Origin of the sequence: Serratia marcescens subsp. marcescens ATCC 13880, assembly GCF_017299535.1 — a bacterium.
GTDB classification, from domain to species: Bacteria; Pseudomonadota; Gammaproteobacteria; order Enterobacterales; family Enterobacteriaceae; genus Serratia; species Serratia marcescens.
Map to the genome: position 1 here is coordinate 25224 of NZ_CP071239.1, position 17966 is coordinate 43189.

Below are 17966 nucleotides of genomic sequence, written 5' to 3' on the forward strand. Positions count from 1 at the left end.
AAAGGGCAAACAAAACGCGGGAGGAAAGGCAAATGACCCACCTGGTGAAGTCTCTGCCCGGTCTGCTGGCGACACATGCCCTGGTGCTGGGGACGTTTATCTTCGCCACCGGCGATTGTCGGGCGGAAGGTGATGACGTGTTCCAGACCGGCAGCGAGTTTGCCAAACAGATTGCCGGTCAGGGTACAGGGACGCTGCAGAACACCAACCCGGCCAACGTGCTGCCGAACTACACCGACAACCCGAAAGAAAAAGGCTATTACGGTGGCGTCACAGCCGGGGATGCCAACAACCTCAAGACCGACGGCGGCACCGCCTGGGGCCAGACCGAAGTGGGGCAGGCGGTGACCGATTCGGTGCTCAAGAACCCCAAGGAGCCGATTTCTCATGATGCGCCCTTTATCCAGGCTGGCAAGGAGATTGAAGGCAAAGCCGAGAGCATCGTCGGCAAGACCGGCCCGGACTGCAAGGCCGAGCAGGTGACGCGCAGTGAGTTCACCCGTCATGTGTGCGAGCGCGATACGGCGGTGATGCGTACCTGCGAACGCGCCACCGACATCGGTGGCCACTATGAGACCCGCTATGAAGACCGTAACGCACATATCGATAAATCGATGATCCGTTGGTGGAAAGAGGGCAACCGCATTCACGGCACCTTTACCGCGCCGTTTACCGGCAAGCTGAATACGGGATCGATATACCTCGAGCTGCAGGACGAACTGCACAGTTATGGCGTGCCGCTGGCCTTTTCACTGCTGGGGAATGAGGTGCGCTATGGCCGTCAGGACTGGGGCAGCCGGCCGCTGAACGTCGGTAACGTCACGCTCACGCAGGGGCAGCAGGTCGATATTTTCCTCACCATGGACCCCGGTGGCCATCTGGATACCTTTCTGGATGCGATGGTCAGGCAGTTGAGCGGCGGCGGGGGCGGCTCGCCGATGGTGTTCTACGTGAAGTTCGACGGCAGTTCGTCGGTGCAGGTCTGGGTGCCGACCACATCGACACCGGCCGACTGTCCACTGGCGCAGGAGGCCGGGGCGGTGAAGGTCAATACCGTTTGCAGTGAGCCGGGCGGCGAGAGAACCGTTACGGTCAACGGCCAGACCTACCCGGTGTGGGCCAGCTGCTGGCGCTTTACCGACACCTATCGGCTGCAGGAGGCCGGCCAGGGCAGCTGCGAAGCCTATGCCAACAATCCGGCCTGCACTATTGCCACGCACGGCTGCGCCTTCTCCGATGAGTATGGCCAGTGCCTGCACGAGAACGTGACCTACTCCTGCGAAACCCGCACCACCGGTAACGTGATGCTGTGCGGTGGCCAGATGTACTGCCTGGACGGGGAGTGCGACAAGGCGCAGAAGGGCACTCAGGGTAACGACTTTGCGCACGCCGTTTCCGAGCTGGCCGCGGTGGCGGCCGCCGGCAAGGACGTGGCGGCGCTGAACGGTATCGATGTGCGCGCCTTCACCGGTAAGGGGCAGTCCTGCCGCAAGGCATTTGCCGGTTTCAGCGACTGTTGCAAGGACTCCGGGTGGGGTAACAGCGTCGGGTTGGCGCACTGCGACAGCGAAGAGAAGGCGCTGGGCAAGGCGAAAGAGAACAAATTGACCGTCAGCGTCGGCGAATACTGCAGCAAGAAAGTGCTGGGTGTCTGCCTGCAGAAGAAGCGCAGCTACTGCCAGTTCGACAGCAAGCTGGCGCAGATTGTTCAGCAGCAGGGGCGGGCATGGCAGCTGGGTATCGGCTTTGGCGACGCAAAATCACCGGACTGCCGGGGTATCACCGTAGACGAGCTGCAGCGCATCAACTTTGACCAGCTGGACTTTGCCAATTTCTATGAAGACCTGATGAAAAACCAGAAGGTGCCCGAAGACGCGGCACTGCTGGAGAAGGTTAAGCAGCAAATCGCACAACGTATGCAGGAGGCAGCCAAGTGAAAACGCGCGGGACTTCAAATGTCAATTTGGCGGCACGCGGGTTGGCCAACCGCAGGGCGGCAGCGCTGTTGGGTCTGAGCCTGCTGGGCGCGGCGTTCACTGCGCAGGCCGGCGGCTGGCAGTGGTATGAGCGGGAGGCCAAACCCGCTGACGACGAGATGTCACCGCAGGCTGCAGCCCCGGCCGCACCGGCCGGCGCACTGCAAAAGCTGCAGCTGCTGCAGCAGTCGCTCAAGGAGCGGCTGGCGGACGCCATCCTGTACCCAAGTACCGAGAACTTCGTGAAGTTCTTCCAGATGCAAAACTACTTCACCCAGCAGGCGGGACTGTTTGAGCGCTCTGCGCAGCGCGCGTTCCTGGCGCACCCGGAGCTGGACTACAACCTGAAGCACAGCCACTACAACGGCACGGTGAAAAGCCAGCTGGCCGCCGACTTTGCCGCGCAGCGCGAGGCCATCGGCAAAATGGCGCAGCAGTACGGGCTGATGCTGTTCTATCGCGGCGCGGAGCCGATCGACGGTCAGCTGGTGAGCGTGGTGAAGGGCTTTCGGGACAGCTACGGGCTGTCGGTGGTGCCGGTGACCGTGGACGGGGTGGTCAACCCTGCGATGCCGGAGAGCCGGCGCGATGTGGGACAGTCACAGCGGCTGGGCATCAGCCACTTCCCGGCGCTGGTGCTGGTTGACCCGCGCAGCGGCGCGGTCAAGCCGCTGGCCTATGGCTTTATCAGCCAGGACGATCTGGCCAAACAGTTCCTGAACGTCTTTACCGACTTCAAACCCAATTATTAAGGAGCGTTGAATGCGTAAATTTAAATTCCCTGACATCGACGCGACCGGCGGTTGGGTCGCGGCCTTCGGGATCTGGTTCCATATTGTGGCCGGCCTGGTGCACCGGGCGCCGGATATGGCGGTGACGCTGGCCGAGTTTATCGCGCTCACCCTGACGGTGTGCGGCGGCTACAAAATCCTCGATGAGCTGGCACGCGTCCCCAAACGGCAGCGTGAGGAGGCGGAAAAACAGGCTTATATCGCGGCACATCGTGAACAGGCGCCGTCGCCGGCGACCACAGACGAACAGCACGGGGCCGGGGAGGTGCAGAATGCGGATCGCTAACATCGCCTGGCTGGCCTTGCTGTTAACCGGGCTGGCGCATGGCTCCACAATTGATGAGATAGCGGCGCTGCAGAAAAACGCCGGCGTCAATTGGACGCCATCAGCGACGTCCGTCCCCGCTCCGCAGCCGGCGGCAGCGCCGCGTTGGTTTACGCTCAGCAACGGCGCGCGCGTCAACCTCAATGACTGGAAGGTGGTGCTGTTTATGCAGGGGCACTGTCCGTACTGCCATCAGTTTGATCCGCTGCTGAAAGCACTGTCGGAGCGGGTCGGCTTTTCCGTGTTCGCCTACACCTTCGACGGCCAGGGCGATGCCACGTTCCCGGAGGCCATCCCGGCGCCGCCGGAGGTGATGCGCACCTTCTTCCCCGGTCTGCCGGTGGCGTCGCCGACAACGTTTTTGGTGAACGTCAATACGCTGGCGACCTACCCGATGATCCAGGGGGCCAGCGATGAGCGCGGCTTTATGGCGCGTCTTGATACCGTGTTACAGGAAGCGCTGATGAGGGGAGGTCAACAATGACTTTGCGCACTCGGTTTGGCGGCATCGCACTGGGGCTGCTTTTGACGGTGCCGGCCGTGGCCGACATGAACAGCGACATGAACCAGTTTTTTGACAAGCTGGGGTTTGCGTCCAACACCACGGCACCGGCGGTCTGGCAGGGGCAGGCGGCCGGGTATATCTCGGGCGGGTCGATTTACGCCCGCACCGGCGTGAAGCAAATACAGCTGATCTCGATGTCGTTGCCGGATATCAATGCCGGTTGCGGCGGCATCGATGCGTACCTGGGCGCGTTCAGCTTTATCAACGGCGAGCAGCTGCAGCGCTTTACCAAACAGATCATGTCCAACGCCGCCGGCTACTTCTTCGATCTGGCCTTGCAGACCACCGTGCCGGAGCTGAAAGACGCCAAAGACTTCATCCAGAAAATGGCCAGCGACATCAACAGCATGAACATGAGCAGCTGCCAGGCGGCGCAGGGCATTGTCGGCGGGCTGTTCCCGCGCACGCAGGTCTCTCAGCAGAAGGTCTGCCAGGACATTGCCGGCGAATCCAACATCTTCGCCGACTGGGCTGCCTCGCGGCAGGGCTGCACGGTGGGGGGCAAAGGTGACTCGGTGCGTGACCGGGCAGGAGAGAAGGATAAGGAGCGTATCTCCAAGAACATCAACATCATGTGGGATGCGTTATCCAAAAACCGGATGTTCGACGGCAACAAGGAGTTGAAGGAGTTCGTGATGACGCTGACCGGCTCGCTGGTGTTCGGCCCCAACGGCGAAATCACGCCGCTGCCGCCACGCACTACCGATCAGAGCATTATCAAGGCGCTGATGGAAGGCGGCGCGGCCCGCGTTTATCACTGCAACGACAGCGACAAGTGCCTGAAGGTGGTGGCCGACAGCACCACGACGATAAGTCCGGACAATGCCCTGAAAGGGCAAATCAAAAAAATGCTGTTCAGCATCGAGAGCAAGGCGCGCAACGACGAGCGGCTGACGGATGCGGAGAAAGGTCTGATTTCCAGCACGCATGTACCGTTGCTGACTTACCTGACCGACCCGCAAATGCTCGGCGTGTCCAGCGCGATGGTGCACCAACTGGCCGACTACGTGGGTTACGACATCCTGATGCAGTACCTGCAGGAGCTGATGGGCGGCGCGCGCGCCATGCTGGCGACCGGGAACTACCCGGAGGCCACCGTTGAGCAAATCAACAACAACTTCACGCAGGCCGGGCAGCTTATCGCCTCCCTGCAATCGCGCGTTCAGGTGCAGACCGATGCCCTGCTGGTCGTCGAGCAGCAGATGCGTTACATGCGCCAGCAGGTGTCGGCACGCCTGCTGACGCGTTACCAGAACAACTACCAGTTCGGGGAGGCGCAGTAACATGACGGAAATCTATGTCATCGGCGGCTCGGAGTGGCTGGCGCAGAACCTTAACGCGGTCGCGGCCTTTATGCAGACGGATACCTGGGACTGGATACGGAATTTTGCGGTAGCCATCAGCGTGCTGGTGCTGGCCGCGCGGTATACCGCCCGTCGCGACCTGATGGATATCCTGGGCTGGGTGTTTGTGCTGGTGTTCTCCTCGGCGTTGCTGACCAAGGCGCAGCCGGTGCAAATCATCGATCTGTCCAATCAGCGTTCGATTCAGCGGGTGGCCAATGTGCCGCTGGGGATTGTGCTGCCGGCGACCATCATCACCCGCATCGGTTACGCCATGGTGCTGAGTTACGAAATGGTGTTCAGCCAGCCGGATGCGGTGACCTACAGCAAGACCGGCATGCTGTTCGGCTCCTCACTGGTGTCCCGAAGCACCGACTTCACCGCCCAGAACCCGGAGCTGGCCAACCTGTTTGCCGACTATGTACAGAACTGTGTGGTGGGCGACATGCTGCTCAATCACAAGTACAGCTTTGAGGAGCTGATGCATTCCGAAGATCCGTATGCGCTGATCTTCCGCCAGCCGAGTCCGCTTCGCGGTGTGTTCAACAAGGACGGCCGTTTCCAGACCTGTGAAGAAGCCGCGATGCCGCTGAAGAACATGCTGGGCCTGGAAGCGAAAACCGGCAGTCCGACCTACAGCTATTATGCGCGGCGCATTCTTGGCGGTCGTCCAGACCGCGATCTGCTGTTCGGGCAGCTGCTGGGGAACAGCTACCAGTATTTTTACCAGAACCAGAAGACGGCCAGCGATATCATCAAGCAGAACATCGTCATGAACGGCCTGCGCAGCGGCATCATGAGCTACTCGGCGCGCAGCGGTGACACGGCGGGCATGCTCAACATCGCCAGCACGTCGGCCATCGAGAAGCAGCGCCTGTCCCAGGCGACGCTCGGGCAGGTGATGATGCGCTCCTTGCCGCTGCTGCAGGTCATCCTGATCGGCATGATGATGGGGATGTTCCCCATTCTGGTGGTGATCGGCATGGTTAACCAGGGCAAGGAAGTGGCCAAAGCCTACGTGTTCGGCTGGCTGTGGGTGATGAGCTGGCCGCTGTTGTACGCCATTCTCAACAGCGCGATGGCCTTTTACGGCCAGAAGGCCGGCTCGCCCGTGGTGCTGAGCAATCTGTCCACGGTGAAGCTGAACTACTCCGATCTGGCCAATACCGCCGGCTATATCTCCGGCATGATCCCGTTTATCTCCTGGTATATCGCCAAAGGGCTGGGGCAGGGGCTGATGAGCGTCAGCCACAGCATGACCGGCGCCTACCAGAGTTCGGCGGCGTCGGCGGCGATGAGCGTGTCGGATGCCAACTACAGCTTCAACAACATGCAAACCGACAACGTGCAGGGAAACACCTGGGATACCAACAGCAGCGTGCGTGCCGGCCAGATGACCGCGCAACTGCCGACCGGTGGTACACAGACCCGCACGGGCGATGGCAGCAGCGTCTGGGATGCGAGCGGCGCGATGTCCAAACTGCCGGTAGATATCGGCGTGACGAAGCAGATTGCGACCGCGCAGCAGGAAATGGCGCGGGAAGCCGAGACCCAGGCGCAGACATCCATGCAGGGCTTCAACAGCAATATCAGCAGCGCCTGGACGCAACTGTCGCAGTTTACCGGCCAACGTGGCAGCAGCGACAGCATGACCCACGGTGCCGACACGGCGCAAAACAGCCAGTCCAGCATCGCGGCGCACAAAATGGCGAGCGCGGTGGAAAGTTATGCCAAGGCCAACAATGTCAGCAAAGAGCAGGCAACGCAGGAGTTGGCGTCGAGAGCCGTTACTGATACCGCGGGCTTTAATACGCGAGCTGGTGTTTCCGCAAGTGGTGGATTGAAAGTGTTGGGGAATGGTGTAACGGCAGAAGGATATATGGGCGTAAGTTACGACAAAAGAGGGAGCGACACAGATTCTCATTCTGCTAGTAGCGGCACGCGTGGCAGTCAGGATGCGCGTCACGACCAGAGCGCCCAGGCCGCTGCTGACTTTAAGGAAGGGATGGACTACCTGACCAGCCAGCGCACCAGTCAGTCCGGCAGTCATACGGATAACAATGCGGACTCGCGCATTGATCAGCTTTCTTCGTCCTTGTCAGGCGCCAAGAGCAGCTACGAACAATACAGTAGTGCACATACCCGCAGCCAGGAGCTGTCACAGCAGGCTTCTCGTACCGAGAGTCTCAGTGGCGATATGCGCGAGAACCTGAGCCAGCAGTTTGCGCAGTACGTGATGGACAAGGCACCAAACGATGCCGGCAACATTTTGACCGGTCAATCGCAGGACGCCGTTGCCGCGCGTCAGTCGCTGGCGCGTGATTTTGTGCGTGAACAGGTGGCGCCGCAGGTGGATGCACAATATCAGTCCAGCAGCGGTACGCTTGGCGCCGGCATGGGGTCTGTTGGTGGCGGAAGCTCCGGCCAGGATATTCAGGCTGATTATAACAATCACCAGAGCGCGATTGAAAAAAGAACAGCACAGGCCGGAATACGTAATGATGTAGGGGCTCAGGTTAATGGTATGGTTGATAATAACCAAACAGCCCAACAAAAAATTCAGACAGATATTCATAGCCAACAGCAAAATGTTGAAGGGCAGAGAAACGAACTGCAGCAAAATCATTCATCAGCACGAACTGCACAAAATTTAAAATATAGTCTTGAAAAAGAGAAGCAGGAAGGTATACCAGGTGCAAGTAGTCAAGATGAAATGATGGCACAGGCACAAGCCATGCAAGATAAATTCAATAAAGAGCGGGGTGGTAAATGATGGTTACTCATAAGATAATAAAAGATGAGGCTGCACAGTTGAAAGAACTGATGGATGAACAACTTGAGATACCATCATTCTTTTCTTGTGTTAAACCTGCAATACTAATGGAAGTCTGGATGGTTTTATGCCCACTGGTTAGTTTCTTTTTGGCTGATCAAAGGGATTCGGAATTACTCATTGCAACAGGAATGAGTGCGTTTCTTGGTTTTTTAATATCAGTAAGCATTGTCAATGGACGGAGCTTGTATCTCTCACTACCAGTTCAATTGAGAGAGAGTTCGCAGGTGTTGGAGTTGTTAAGTAAAAAAGTAAAAAGCTACGCGATGGTATTTTTATCACTGGTGCTGATATTATCAGTTTTGGCGGCGAATAGTGCTTTAGGTTCTATGGCATATATCATACCGCTTATTTTCTTCACAGTAATGATGGTGTTCATTTTTAATATGGATATTGGCCGCTATCGTCTTTCAGCATTTACCGCCGCTCTGGAGCTTATCAAATCCCGCAAACAGGGAGGTGAGTAACGGTGGCTAAGATCTCTGCCAAAACGCATACCACCACCCTGCGACTCGATGACGGTACGTTTGGGCGCCTGCAGCGTATGGTGGCTGAGAACCCCCTCTACAGCCCCTCACATGTGATGCGCGGTGCCCTGCTGGCCCTCAGTCGATTAACCGACAGTGAACGTGAAGCCTGCATTCTGGCCGTAGCAAAGGGAGGTGTTGATGAGCTTTAACGCCAAGGACATGACGCAGGGCGGGCAGATCGCCTTTATGCGCCTGCGCATGTTCACGCAGATCGGCAACCTGATTTTCTACTGCCTGTTTATCGCCTTCTTCCTGGTGGCGATTTGCACGCTGTTGTGGCGCGTGTCCATCCAGAACCTCACGAACGGCCTGATTTATTGGTGGGTCTGGATGGTGGAAGGCTGGCCGAGCATATCGCCGTCAGAGACCCTCTACCACCTGGATTATTACGGCAAGACGCTGACCTACACCGCCAAACAGGTGTTGCTCGACAGTTACGTCTCCTACTGCGGTCAGCTGATTTGGCGTGAAGGGATCTTTGCCTGCATCGTGGCGGCCGTTGCGTGTGTGACGGGATTCGTGGTCACCGTGTGGATACTTGGCCGTCAGGGCAAGCAACAGAGCGAGGATGAAATAACCGGCGGGCGAACACTCACCGATAACCCTGCGGTGGTGGCCAACATGCTCAAACGCGATGGTATGGCGTCCGATATCATTATTGATGGGCTGCCGCTGCTAAAAAACAGCGAGGTCAAAAACTTCTGCGCCATGGGCAGCGTCGGTACGGGGAAGTCACGGCTGTATCGCAAGCTGATGGACTATGCACGCAAACGCGGTGACATGGTTATTGTCTACGACAAGTCCTGTGATTTTGTCAAAGACTACTACGATCCGCAGCACGATAAAATCCTCAACCCGCAGGATGCACGCTGCGTCGGCTGGGATTTATGGTCGGAATGTCTGACACTGCCGGACTTTGAGAACGTCGCCGATATCCTTATCCCCATGGGCAGCAACGAAGATCCGTTCTGGCAGGGGTCGGCCCGCACCATCTTTGTGGAAGCGGCCTACCGCATGCGCAATGACGAAGACCGCAGCTACGCCAAGTTGCTCAATACGCTGTTGTCCATCGATCTGCCGCGTCTGCGTGCTTATCTGGAGGGCACGCCGGCGGCCAACCTGGTGGATGGCAAAATCGAGAAGACTGCCATCTCCATTCGCAGCGTGCTGACCAACTATGCCAAGGCACTGCGTTACATGCAGGGCGTGGAGAAACTGGGGGCACCGTTCACTATCCGTGACTGGATGCGCGGCGTGAAGGACAACGGCAAAAACGGCTGGTTGTTCCTGACCTCCGATTCAGCCAGCCACAAGGCGCTCAAACCGCTGATCTCCATGTGGCTCTCTATCGCCTCACACAGCTTGTTATCAATGGGCGAGAACCCGGACCGCCGCGTCTGGATTTTTGCCGATGAATTACCCACCCTGCACAAGCTGCCGGACCTGGTGTCCATCGTGCCGGAAGCGCGCAAGTTCGGCGGATGCTTTGTGTTGGGATTCCAGACCTACTCTCAGCTTGAAGATATTTATGGCGTCAAGGCGGCGGCCACCCTGTTCGGGGTGTTGCGCACCCGCTTCCTCTTCAGCGTACCGGATCGCGTGGGTGCCGAGTTCGCCGCCGGCGAAGTCGGTGAAAAAGAGTATCGCAAGGCCTCTGAACAGTTTTCCTACGGGGCCGACCCCGTCAGGGACGGGGTGTCCGTCGGTAAGGATTTGGAGCGCATGCAGCTGGTGAGCTACAGCGACATCCAGACGCTGCCTGATTTGTGCTGCTATGTGACGCTGCCGGGGCCGTACCCGGCCGTCAGGCTGCAGATGGTGTACAAAAAAGTCAGGCAGGTTGCGCACCCCTATGAACCTCGCAAGATGGATGCCGCTGCCGATGGGCGGCTTGTATCGGCGATCGAAATGCGGGAAGCCGAGACCGGCAATATGGATGCCTTGTTCGCTGCTACCCCTATCCTGCCGGCGGCCAGTGCGAACGAAACTGCTGATGCCCCTGTCGCTACCGTGAGCACAGTGCCGACAGAGAACCCTGCCAGTGACGTGCCTGTCGTGTCAGCTGCTACCACCGCGACAGGGGGGCAGGAGGCGGAACTGAAACAGAAACCAGCGCCCGGTGATGATGATGCCGAACGGGGGGAGCTGCCCCCCGGTATCAGTGGCGACGGCGAAGTGGTGGACATTGCGCAGTATGAAGCCTGGCAGGCGCAGCAGCAGGCCATGGGGCAGCAAGCCATGCAGCGCCGGGAAGAGACCAATATCAATATCGACAGGCACCGCCGCGAGCTGGCTGAAGTTCATCATGGGGACAGCGAACCGGGAGATGAATTCTGATGATGAGCATTGGCCAGGTCGGCCCTGCCGGTAAAGCCGGCGACTACTACACCCATCAGGACAACTACTACGTGTTGGGCAGCATGGACGAACGCTGGGTGGGTCAGGGGGCGGAAGCCCTGGGCCTGTCCGGCAAGGTGGACGTCAAAGATTTCGTGGCCGTGCTGGAAGGTAAGCTGCCGGACGGCAGCGACCTGACCCGGATGGTCGGTGGCGAGAACAAACACCGCCCCGGCTATGACCTGACGTTTTCGGCGCCCAAAAGCGTATCCATCATGGCGATGTTGGGCGGCGACAAACGCCTTATCGCGGCGCATAACCACGCGGTAGAGGTCGCGGTGCGCGAGGTGGAGAAACTGGCCTCGACCCGCAGTATGACCGAGGGCGTATCCGAGACCAGGCTGACCGGCAACCTGGTGGTGGCGCTGTTTAACCACGATACGTCGCGCGACCTTGACCCACAGATGCACACGCATGCGGTGGTGGCCAACGTCACGCAGCATGACGGCAAGTGGCAGACGCTGTCCTCCGATACGGTCGGCAAGACCGGGTTTATCGAGAGCGTGTATGCCAATCAGGTGGCTTTCGGGCAGATATACCGCCATGTGCTGCGTCAGGATACGGAAGCCATGGGGTATCAAACCGAGAACGTCGGGCCGCACGGCATGTGGGAGTTTAAAGGTATGGAGAACGTAATTGACGTGTTCTCCAAACGCAACCACGCCATCGACGCTGCCGCCGGCCCAGATGCCTCACTCAAATCACGCGATATGGCGACGCTCGACACCCGCAAAGCCAAGGTCGCCAGTGATCCGGCTGCCCTGGCGGTCGAGTGGCTGCAGGAAATGAAATCCGCCGGCTTTGATGCCAAAGCCTATCTGGCGGAGGCGCAGTCTCGCACGATGGTGACGCCGTCCCCGACGCCGCTGGAAGCGGGGGGGGACGCGCTTGTCGACCAGGCGGTGGGACAAGCCATCTCGGCGCTGTCTGACCGGCAGGTCAACTTCACGCACAACCAGGTGGCCAACAAGGCCATCAGCTATCTCTCCGGGGAGCCGGGCATGCTGGACGCGGTACGCGACGGCATCGACCGCGCCATCGAGCGCGAGCAGCTTATTCCGCTCGACAAGGAGAAAGGCGTATTTACCTCCGATATTCATCTGCTCGATGAGCTGAGCGTGGCGCAGTTGAGCCGCACGCACCTTGACGAGAGTGCGGTGGTGACAGGCGCGCCAAAGGCTGATCCGCGCACCGGCAGCATACCAACCTACAGCGATGCCGTGCAGACGCTTGCGCAACATGCGCCGGCGATGGCGGTGTTGTCGGGCATGGGGGGCGCCTCGGTGAACCGTTCCCGCGTGGCGGAAGTGGTGGAGCTGGCACGCGAGCAGGGCCGCGATGCCACCGTACTGACCGTTGACCGGCAGTCACAGCAGTATCTGCAGCAAAGTGTTTATCTCGATGAAGGCCACGTGGTGACGCGCGCCGCACTCGGCAGCGAGGCGCTGTTTGCGCCGAACAGCACGCTGGTCGTTGACCAGGCAGAGAAACTGACGCTCAAGGAGACCGTGGCGCTGCTCGATGGCGCCGTGCGTAACAACGTGCAGCTGGTGCTGATGGATACCGAAAAGCGCAAGGGGACGGGCAATGCGCTTGCCGTCATGAAGGAGGCCGGTGTACCCCGTTATCAGTTCAGTGGCCGTCAGGCTGTGCCGGCGGAAGTGGTAAGCGAGCCGGACAAGGCCCAGCGCTTCGGTCAGTTGGCCAAAGGGGTGGTGCAGGCATTGGTTGAAGACCGGTCGGCGGTCGCGCAGGTAAACGGCCCGGCCGAGCAGCGGATGTTGACGGCCATGATCCGTGACGAGCTGAAAGATGCCGGGCTGCTGGGACGCGAAGAGACCCCTGTGGCGACGCTGACGCCGGTATGGCTGGATAGCAAAAACCGCGGCGCCATCGATACCTACCGGGAAGGCATGGTGATGGAGCGCTGGGATGCGGAGAGCCGGCAGCGCGAGCGGTTCGTTATCGACCGGGTCGGTGCGCAAACGCGTAACCTGGTGTTGCGTAACGCCGAGGGTGAAAAGCACACGCTTGCCGTCAAAGCCGTGGACAAGGACTGGTCGTTGTTCCGGGCCGGTACGATGGGTGTTGCCGACGGCGAACGCCTGCGGGTGCTGGGTCAGGAAGGACGGGGCAAGGATGCGCTGAAGGCCGGCACGGCGCTGGCGGTTGTTCGTGCCGGCGCCGGCGAGCTGCAGGTGCGCGTGGCCGGCGAGCCGGATGCGACGCAGAAGCCGGCGGACCGAGCGCTTGCGGTCGGCAGCGACGTCTTCAGCGCCGTCAAGGTGGCGCCGGCGTATGTGGAAAGCCTCGGCGCATCGGTGAGCAGTACGGCGGCGGTCTATGCCGCGGTGAAGAAAAACGAGCTTAACAGTGCCACGCTGAGTGGCATCGCCCGTAGTGGCGGGCATATCACCCTCTATTCGGCGCTCGATGCGCGCAAGACGCAGGAGAAAGTGGCCCAGCACCCGGCGTACCGTCTGGCGGGCGAGCAGGTCAAACAACTGGCCGGTGAGGAGGGGCTTGATGCCGCGATCGCCGGGCAAAAATCATCACTGTTTACCCCGGCACAGCAGGCCATTCATCTGGCCATTCCGACGCTGGAAGGGGATAGCGTTGCGTTTGGCCAGGCCAAACTGCTGGCCGGTAGCCTCGGTTTTGCGGCCAAAGGCGTGTCGATGGAGGCCATCCAGACGGAAATCGAGGCGCAGGTCAAACGCGGGGAGCTGCTGAAAGTGGATGTCGCGCCCGGCGTCGGGGCGGATTTGCTGGTCTCGCGCGCCAGCTTCGAGGCGGAGAAAAGCATTATCCGACTGATCGCCGACGGTAAGGACAGCCTGCCGCCGTTGGTAACAACCAGTAGCAAAACCCACAACGAGGACGGCCCCGGTCAGCGGGAGGGAAAGGTGGCTCCGTACCTGACCCAGGGACAGCGGCAGGCTGTCGACCTTATTTTAAACACAACCGACCGATTTGTGGCAATACAGGGCTATGCGGGTGTGGGGAAAACCACCCAGTTCAAGGCGGTACTGGACGGGATAGCGCAGTTACCAGAAAGCGAGCGGCCCCGCGTGGTCGGGCTGGCGCCGACGCACCGCGCGGTGGGGGAAATGCAGGCGGCCGGCGTCGATGCCCAAACGCTGGCGTCGTTCCTGCACGATGAGGGGCTGAAGGTCGCCGGCGGCGAGAAACCGGACTACCGCAACACGCTGTTTGTGGTGGATGAGAGTTCGATGGTGGGCAACAGCGACATGGCGCGCACCTACGCCTTGATTGCCGAGGGCAACGGCCGCGCGGTGATGAGCGGTGATGAAGCCCAGCTGGAGGCGATTGCGCCGGGCGCGCCGTTCCGGCTGGCGCAGGGGCGCAGCGCCATCGATATGGCGGTCATGAAAGAGATTGTGCGCCAGACCCCCGAGCTGAAGCCGGCGGTGTACAAGATGATTGAAAACGATGTGCCCGGCGCGTTGGACGTGGTGCGCACCGTGGCGCCGGCCAACGTGCCCCGACAAGCCGATGCCTGGGTGCCGGCGCAGTCGGTCGTTGAATATCCCGCCAAGGGGCCGGATGACATTCATGCCGCGATTGTCAGCGATTACCTGGGACGCACCGAGGCGGCCCGGCGCGATACGCTGATTATCACCCACCTTAATGCCGACCGGCACATCATCAATGCCGGCATTCATCAGGAACGTAAGGCGGCGGGCGAGCTGAAGGGGGAGTCCGTCAGTCTGCCCATCCTTGAGAGCGCCAATATTCGCGACGGCGAGCTGCGCAAGATGGATGCCTGGGCGCGCAACCGGGACGCGGTCGTTCTGCTGGATAGTACCTACTACCGGATGGCCGGCATCGACAGTCAGTCCCGTACCGTCAGCCTGCAGGACAGTGAGGGCAATACTCGGCAGTTTTCCCCGGCCAGTGCGGTGCGCGAAGGCGTCACGCTGTACAACCCGCGCACCATCGAGGTAAGCGTGGGCGACCGCATGCGCTTCTCCAAATCGGACGTCGAGCGCGGGCATGTGGCCAACAGTGTATGGACGGTCGAGGCGATAAAAGGTGACATGGTCACGCTCTCCGATGGACAACAGACCCGTACCGTCAATCCCCGCGAGCAGCAACAAGACCGGCACGTCGATTTGGCCTATGCCATCACCGCCCACGGTGCCCAGGGGGCCAGCGAACGTTTTGCCATCACGCTCGAGGGGGGGGAAGGCGGGCGTGAGCCGCTGGTCAACCGGGCGTCGGCCTATGTGGCGCTCTCGCGCGCCAAGGAGCACGTGCAGGTGTACACCGACAACGAAGCCGGGTGGCTGAACGCCATCGGCAAGGCGAAGGCGCGCACCACGGCCCATGATGCGGTGCTGGGGATGGCACCGGGCAGCCAGAAAGCGGCCGCCGACCTCTACGGCAAAGCGGTCTCGTTATCCGACAACGCGCTGGGACGCGCGGTGCTGCGCGGGAGCCAACTTACCGGCGACACGCTGGCGCACTATGTGTCGCCGGGCAAGAAATACCCCCAACCGCACGCCATGCTGCCGATGTATGACGCCAACGGTAAACCGGCCGGCGCCTGGCTGGCACCGCTGGCGGACACCCAGGGGAAAAGCGTCGGAGGACTTCCGACGCAGGGGCGAGTGTTCGGCAGTGACAGCGCGCAGTTCGTGGCGCTGCAGGGGAGCCGCAACAACGAGACCCGGCTGGCCGGGACGATGCAGGACGGTATCCGGCTGGCGGCACGTTATCCCGACAGTGGCGTGGTGGTGCGCCTGCAGGGGGACGATGTGCCGTTCAACCCCCAGGCGATGACCGGCGGCAGGGTGTGGGTGAATGACGAAACGCTCAAGGCCACTGCACGGGAGAGCGGCGCGGCCGACAGTGTCATCAAATTACCGGAGACCCCGGAGGAGCGGTTGCAGCGTGAACTGCGGACGCAGGCTGACAAACTGGGCCGTGAACCGAACGCCCCTGACCCGCAGCGGCTGGCCGGGCTTAACGATGAGCAGCTGCGTGCGTTGTTCGCGCGTGGCGAACTGCGCGCCGAGGACGTGAAAGCGCGTCTGCCGGCGGCGGTCATGCGGGAGGTGATGGGTCAGGATGCAGCACTGCGGGTCGATGCCGCTGTCCGCCAGGTGGCGCGCGAGCCGGTATCGACACGCAGCCGGCTGCAGCAGGACGAGCAGAATCTGGTGCGCGATACCCATCCTGAGCGGGAACTGAACAAAGAGAAAACCCTGGGCGGCGACTGACGCGCTGCGCTTGTCCAACGCCGTGCGAGACAGGTGACGAGCCCCTGTCCCGCACGGCATTACCTAAAGGAAGAACGGATGAACACAACTCAAAACGTATCAACGACGCAGGGCGTCTTGTTAACCACTGCGATCTTGCTGTCCGGAGCCGCGACGCTCTGGGGATATGTGCAGTGGGACGTGCTGAGCGATCTGCCGCTGTATTGGCGCAATGCGCTCGTCCCGTTGCCGCTGTTGGTCTACATGGGCATGAAGCACCTGCAGGCGCGGCTTAACAGGGCGGACGAGCATGAATAAGACGCGGCGACTCCCCGCCCGCGTGTTTGGCGTTGCCGCCCTGGTGCTCAGCGGCTGGCTGCCGGCGTCGCCTCTGTTGGCGGCACCGGCGGTAGAGGTGGGGTTTTCGCCGGAAGGGTCGGCGCAGCAGCTGGTACTGAGCGTTATCGGTGAGGCGCAGCGCGATATTCGCCTGATGGGGTACGCCTTTACCTCGCCGGAGGTGGCGCGGGCGCTGATTGCGGCGCACCGGCGCGGGGTGGGTGTCTGGGTGGTGGTCGATGCGAAGGCCAACCAGAACGGCGCCGGCCGGGCGGCACTGAACCTGCTGGCCAACGCCGGCGTGAACGTCAGGACGGTCAACCGCTATAAGATTTTGCACGACAAGGTGATCGTCGTGGATGGCGTGACGACCGAAACGGGCAGCTTCAATTTCAGCCGGGCGGCACACCGCGCCAACTCGGAAAATGTGGTGGTGCTGCGCGACATGCCGGAGGTGGCCAAACAGTACCTGGCGCACTGGCAATCCCGCTGGGCGCAGGGCCAGGACTGGCAGTCGACTTACTAAGAAGGGAAATCGGATGGCGATGTTTGATCCGCACAGCGGAAAACTGCAGCAGGTACGCGAGGTAGTGCGCTTCACCCCGCTGCAGCAGGACGTACTGAAATTTTTGGCGCTGATGCTGATGGTGTTCGACCACGCCAACCGGGCGCTGGGGCTGCATGAGCCGGTGCTGTTGCTTCTGGGGCGGGGGGCGTTTCCGCTGTTCGCCCTGCTGTGGGGGTACAACCTGGCGTCGCGGCCTGTCCGGCAGGCGCAGGCGACCCGGCTGTGGATATGGGCCGTGGTTGCGCAGCCGGGCTATTGGCTGGTAATGCGTCATGACGGGCTGGCGTTCACCGATCCGAATATTTTGTTCCTGTTCGCTGCCGTGACACAGGCGCTGGCGGTGGCGTCGTTGCCGATGCGCAAGGGCGCACCTAACCCGGTATTGGCAGGCGGCGTTTTGCTGGCGCTGTGGTGGGCGTATGGCGCCACAGACGGCAGCTACGGTACTGCCGGCGTTCTGTTGCTGTTGGCCAGTTATGGGCTGTGCGTTTCCCTGCCGGGGTACGTGACGGCCGTCTGGCCGGTGCGCGGGCTGGCGATCGTGGCCTGGCCGTTACTGGTGCTGATGCTCAATGCCGAGCTGGGCGGCACGATGATGCTGGCCGGGTTGCTGCTGCCGGCACTGCTCATCCTGGGGACGCTACCGCTGGCGACGGCGTTCAATCAACGGCGCCTGTTGCCGCGGGGGTTTTTCCTGCAGACCTACGTGGCGCACCTGCTGGCGCTGGGGCTGGCCGGCGTGTTTTTACACTGAGTCGCCGCTGATGTTACCGACCGCGTCGCACTTTGCCCATGCCTCGTTACTTGACCAGGTGACGATCGCCACGGCCGCGGGGCGCGTTGTCCGCTTTACCGATATGATGGCTTTTGGTAGAGTGGGAAAAATTTTGCATTCGATGGTTGTCCACGCCAGAAGGTGGATGGGTTGGAGCGGAGCTCCAGACGCAAAAACCCCCGAATTACGCATCAACTTTGGTCGGGAGATCGTAAGTTCGGGGGTCGAAAGCAGGCCTGGCGCCTGTAAGGAAGTATACTGTATGCGTATTCTACGTCAATCCCCCCTGCCGACCCTAA

General features: G+C 60.8%; 13 protein-coding genes. All 13 read left to right on the forward strand.

Features of this window, described 5'->3' with window-relative positions; all coding sequences use genetic code 11:
• Positions 1-32 precede the first annotated feature (32 nt).
• The 13 genes from traN to J0F90_RS24640 all read left to right on the forward strand — a co-directional run bounded on the left by traN (position 33) and on the right by J0F90_RS24640 (position 17646).
• Positions 33-1937: a type-F conjugative transfer system mating-pair stabilization protein TraN gene (gene traN, locus J0F90_RS24580; RefSeq protein WP_014072591.1), complete on the forward strand. Its 1905-nt coding sequence runs from the start codon at positions 33-35 to the stop codon at positions 1935-1937.
• A 41-nt stretch (positions 1938-1978) separates the two neighbouring features.
• Entirely contained in the window at positions 1979-2728 is a 750-nt protein-coding gene (traF, locus tag J0F90_RS24585) for a type-F conjugative transfer system pilin assembly protein TraF (protein WP_265335897.1), read from the forward strand.
• A 10-nt stretch (positions 2729-2738) separates the two neighbouring features.
• Complete coding sequence (locus J0F90_RS24590) at positions 2739-3053, forward strand: conjugal transfer pilin chaperone TraQ (RefSeq protein ID WP_014072589.1); 315 nt, start codon at positions 2739-2741, stop codon at positions 3051-3053.
• On the forward strand, positions 3040-3576 hold the full coding sequence (gene trbB, locus J0F90_RS24595) for a type-F conjugative transfer system pilin assembly thiol-disulfide isomerase TrbB (RefSeq protein ID WP_014072588.1): 537 nt from the start codon (positions 3040-3042) through the stop codon (positions 3574-3576). The genes J0F90_RS24590 and trbB overlap by 14 nt, the downstream gene beginning before the upstream one ends.
• Positions 3573-4940: a conjugal transfer pilus assembly protein TraH gene (gene traH / locus J0F90_RS24600; protein WP_014072587.1), complete on the forward strand. Its 1368-nt coding sequence runs from the start codon at positions 3573-3575 to the stop codon at positions 4938-4940. Before trbB ends, traH begins: the two co-directional genes overlap by 4 nt.
• Position 4941: 1 nt before the next feature.
• Positions 4942-7773, forward strand: a complete 2832-nt coding sequence (gene traG / locus J0F90_RS24605) for a conjugal transfer mating-pair stabilization protein TraG (RefSeq protein WP_014072586.1) — start codon at positions 4942-4944, stop codon at positions 7771-7773.
• Positions 7770-8300: a hypothetical protein gene (locus tag J0F90_RS24610; RefSeq protein ID WP_033641526.1), complete on the forward strand. Its 531-nt coding sequence runs from the start codon at positions 7770-7772 to the stop codon at positions 8298-8300. Before traG ends, J0F90_RS24610 begins: the two co-directional genes overlap by 4 nt.
• Positions 8301-8302: 2 nt before the next feature.
• On the forward strand, positions 8303-8512 hold the full coding sequence (locus tag J0F90_RS24615; RefSeq protein ID WP_033641525.1) for a hypothetical protein: 210 nt from the start codon (positions 8303-8305) through the stop codon (positions 8510-8512).
• The gene (gene traD, locus J0F90_RS24620) at positions 8502-10700 is read left to right on the forward strand and encodes a type IV conjugative transfer system coupling protein TraD (RefSeq protein WP_033641524.1); all 2199 of its coding nucleotides are present in this window, start codon (positions 8502-8504) and stop codon (positions 10698-10700) included. The genes J0F90_RS24615 and traD overlap by 11 nt, the downstream gene beginning before the upstream one ends.
• Positions 10700-16006 (forward strand): conjugative transfer relaxase/helicase TraI, encoded by a 5307-nt coding sequence (traI, locus tag J0F90_RS24625; RefSeq protein WP_033641523.1) that lies wholly within the window; start codon positions 10700-10702, stop codon positions 16004-16006. Before traD ends, traI begins: the two co-directional genes overlap by 1 nt.
• Before the next feature lie 78 nt (positions 16007-16084).
• A complete protein-coding gene (locus J0F90_RS24630) occupies positions 16085-16303 on the forward strand; it encodes a hypothetical protein (protein WP_033641521.1) in 219 nt (72 codons plus the stop codon).
• Positions 16296-16850 carry a phospholipase D family nuclease gene (locus J0F90_RS24635; RefSeq protein WP_033641520.1) on the forward strand — a complete coding sequence of 185 codons (555 nt, stop codon included), beginning with the start codon at positions 16296-16298 and terminating at the stop codon, positions 16848-16850. Before J0F90_RS24630 ends, J0F90_RS24635 begins: the two co-directional genes overlap by 8 nt.
• A 13-nt stretch (positions 16851-16863) precedes the next feature.
• The gene (locus tag J0F90_RS24640; protein ID WP_014072582.1) at positions 16864-17646 is read left to right on the forward strand and encodes a TraX family protein; all 783 of its coding nucleotides are present in this window, start codon (positions 16864-16866) and stop codon (positions 17644-17646) included.
• The last annotated feature ends 320 nt before the right edge of the window (positions 17647-17966 follow it).

Coding starts and splice junctions, on each gene's coding strand:
- traN (WP_014072591.1), top strand. CDS start 33: ATGACCCACCTGGTGAAGTCTCTGCCCGGTCTGCTGGCGACACATGCC.
- J0F90_RS24590 (WP_014072589.1), top strand. CDS start 2,739: ATGCGTAAATTTAAATTCCCTGACATCGACGCGACCGGCGGTTGGGTC.
- trbB (WP_014072588.1), top strand. CDS start 3,040: ATGCGGATCGCTAACATCGCCTGGCTGGCCTTGCTGTTAACCGGGCTG.
- traH (WP_014072587.1), top strand. CDS start 3,573: ATGACTTTGCGCACTCGGTTTGGCGGCATCGCACTGGGGCTGCTTTTG.
- traG (WP_014072586.1), top strand. CDS start 4,942: ATGACGGAAATCTATGTCATCGGCGGCTCGGAGTGGCTGGCGCAGAAC.
- J0F90_RS24610 (WP_033641526.1), top strand. CDS start 7,770: ATGATGGTTACTCATAAGATAATAAAAGATGAGGCTGCACAGTTGAAA.
- traD (WP_033641524.1), top strand. CDS start 8,502: ATGAGCTTTAACGCCAAGGACATGACGCAGGGCGGGCAGATCGCCTTT.
- traI (WP_033641523.1), top strand. CDS start 10,700: ATGATGAGCATTGGCCAGGTCGGCCCTGCCGGTAAAGCCGGCGACTAC.
- J0F90_RS24630 (WP_033641521.1), top strand. CDS start 16,085: ATGAACACAACTCAAAACGTATCAACGACGCAGGGCGTCTTGTTAACC.
- J0F90_RS24635 (WP_033641520.1), top strand. CDS start 16,296: ATGAATAAGACGCGGCGACTCCCCGCCCGCGTGTTTGGCGTTGCCGCC.
- J0F90_RS24640 (WP_014072582.1), top strand. CDS start 16,864: ATGGCGATGTTTGATCCGCACAGCGGAAAACTGCAGCAGGTACGCGAG.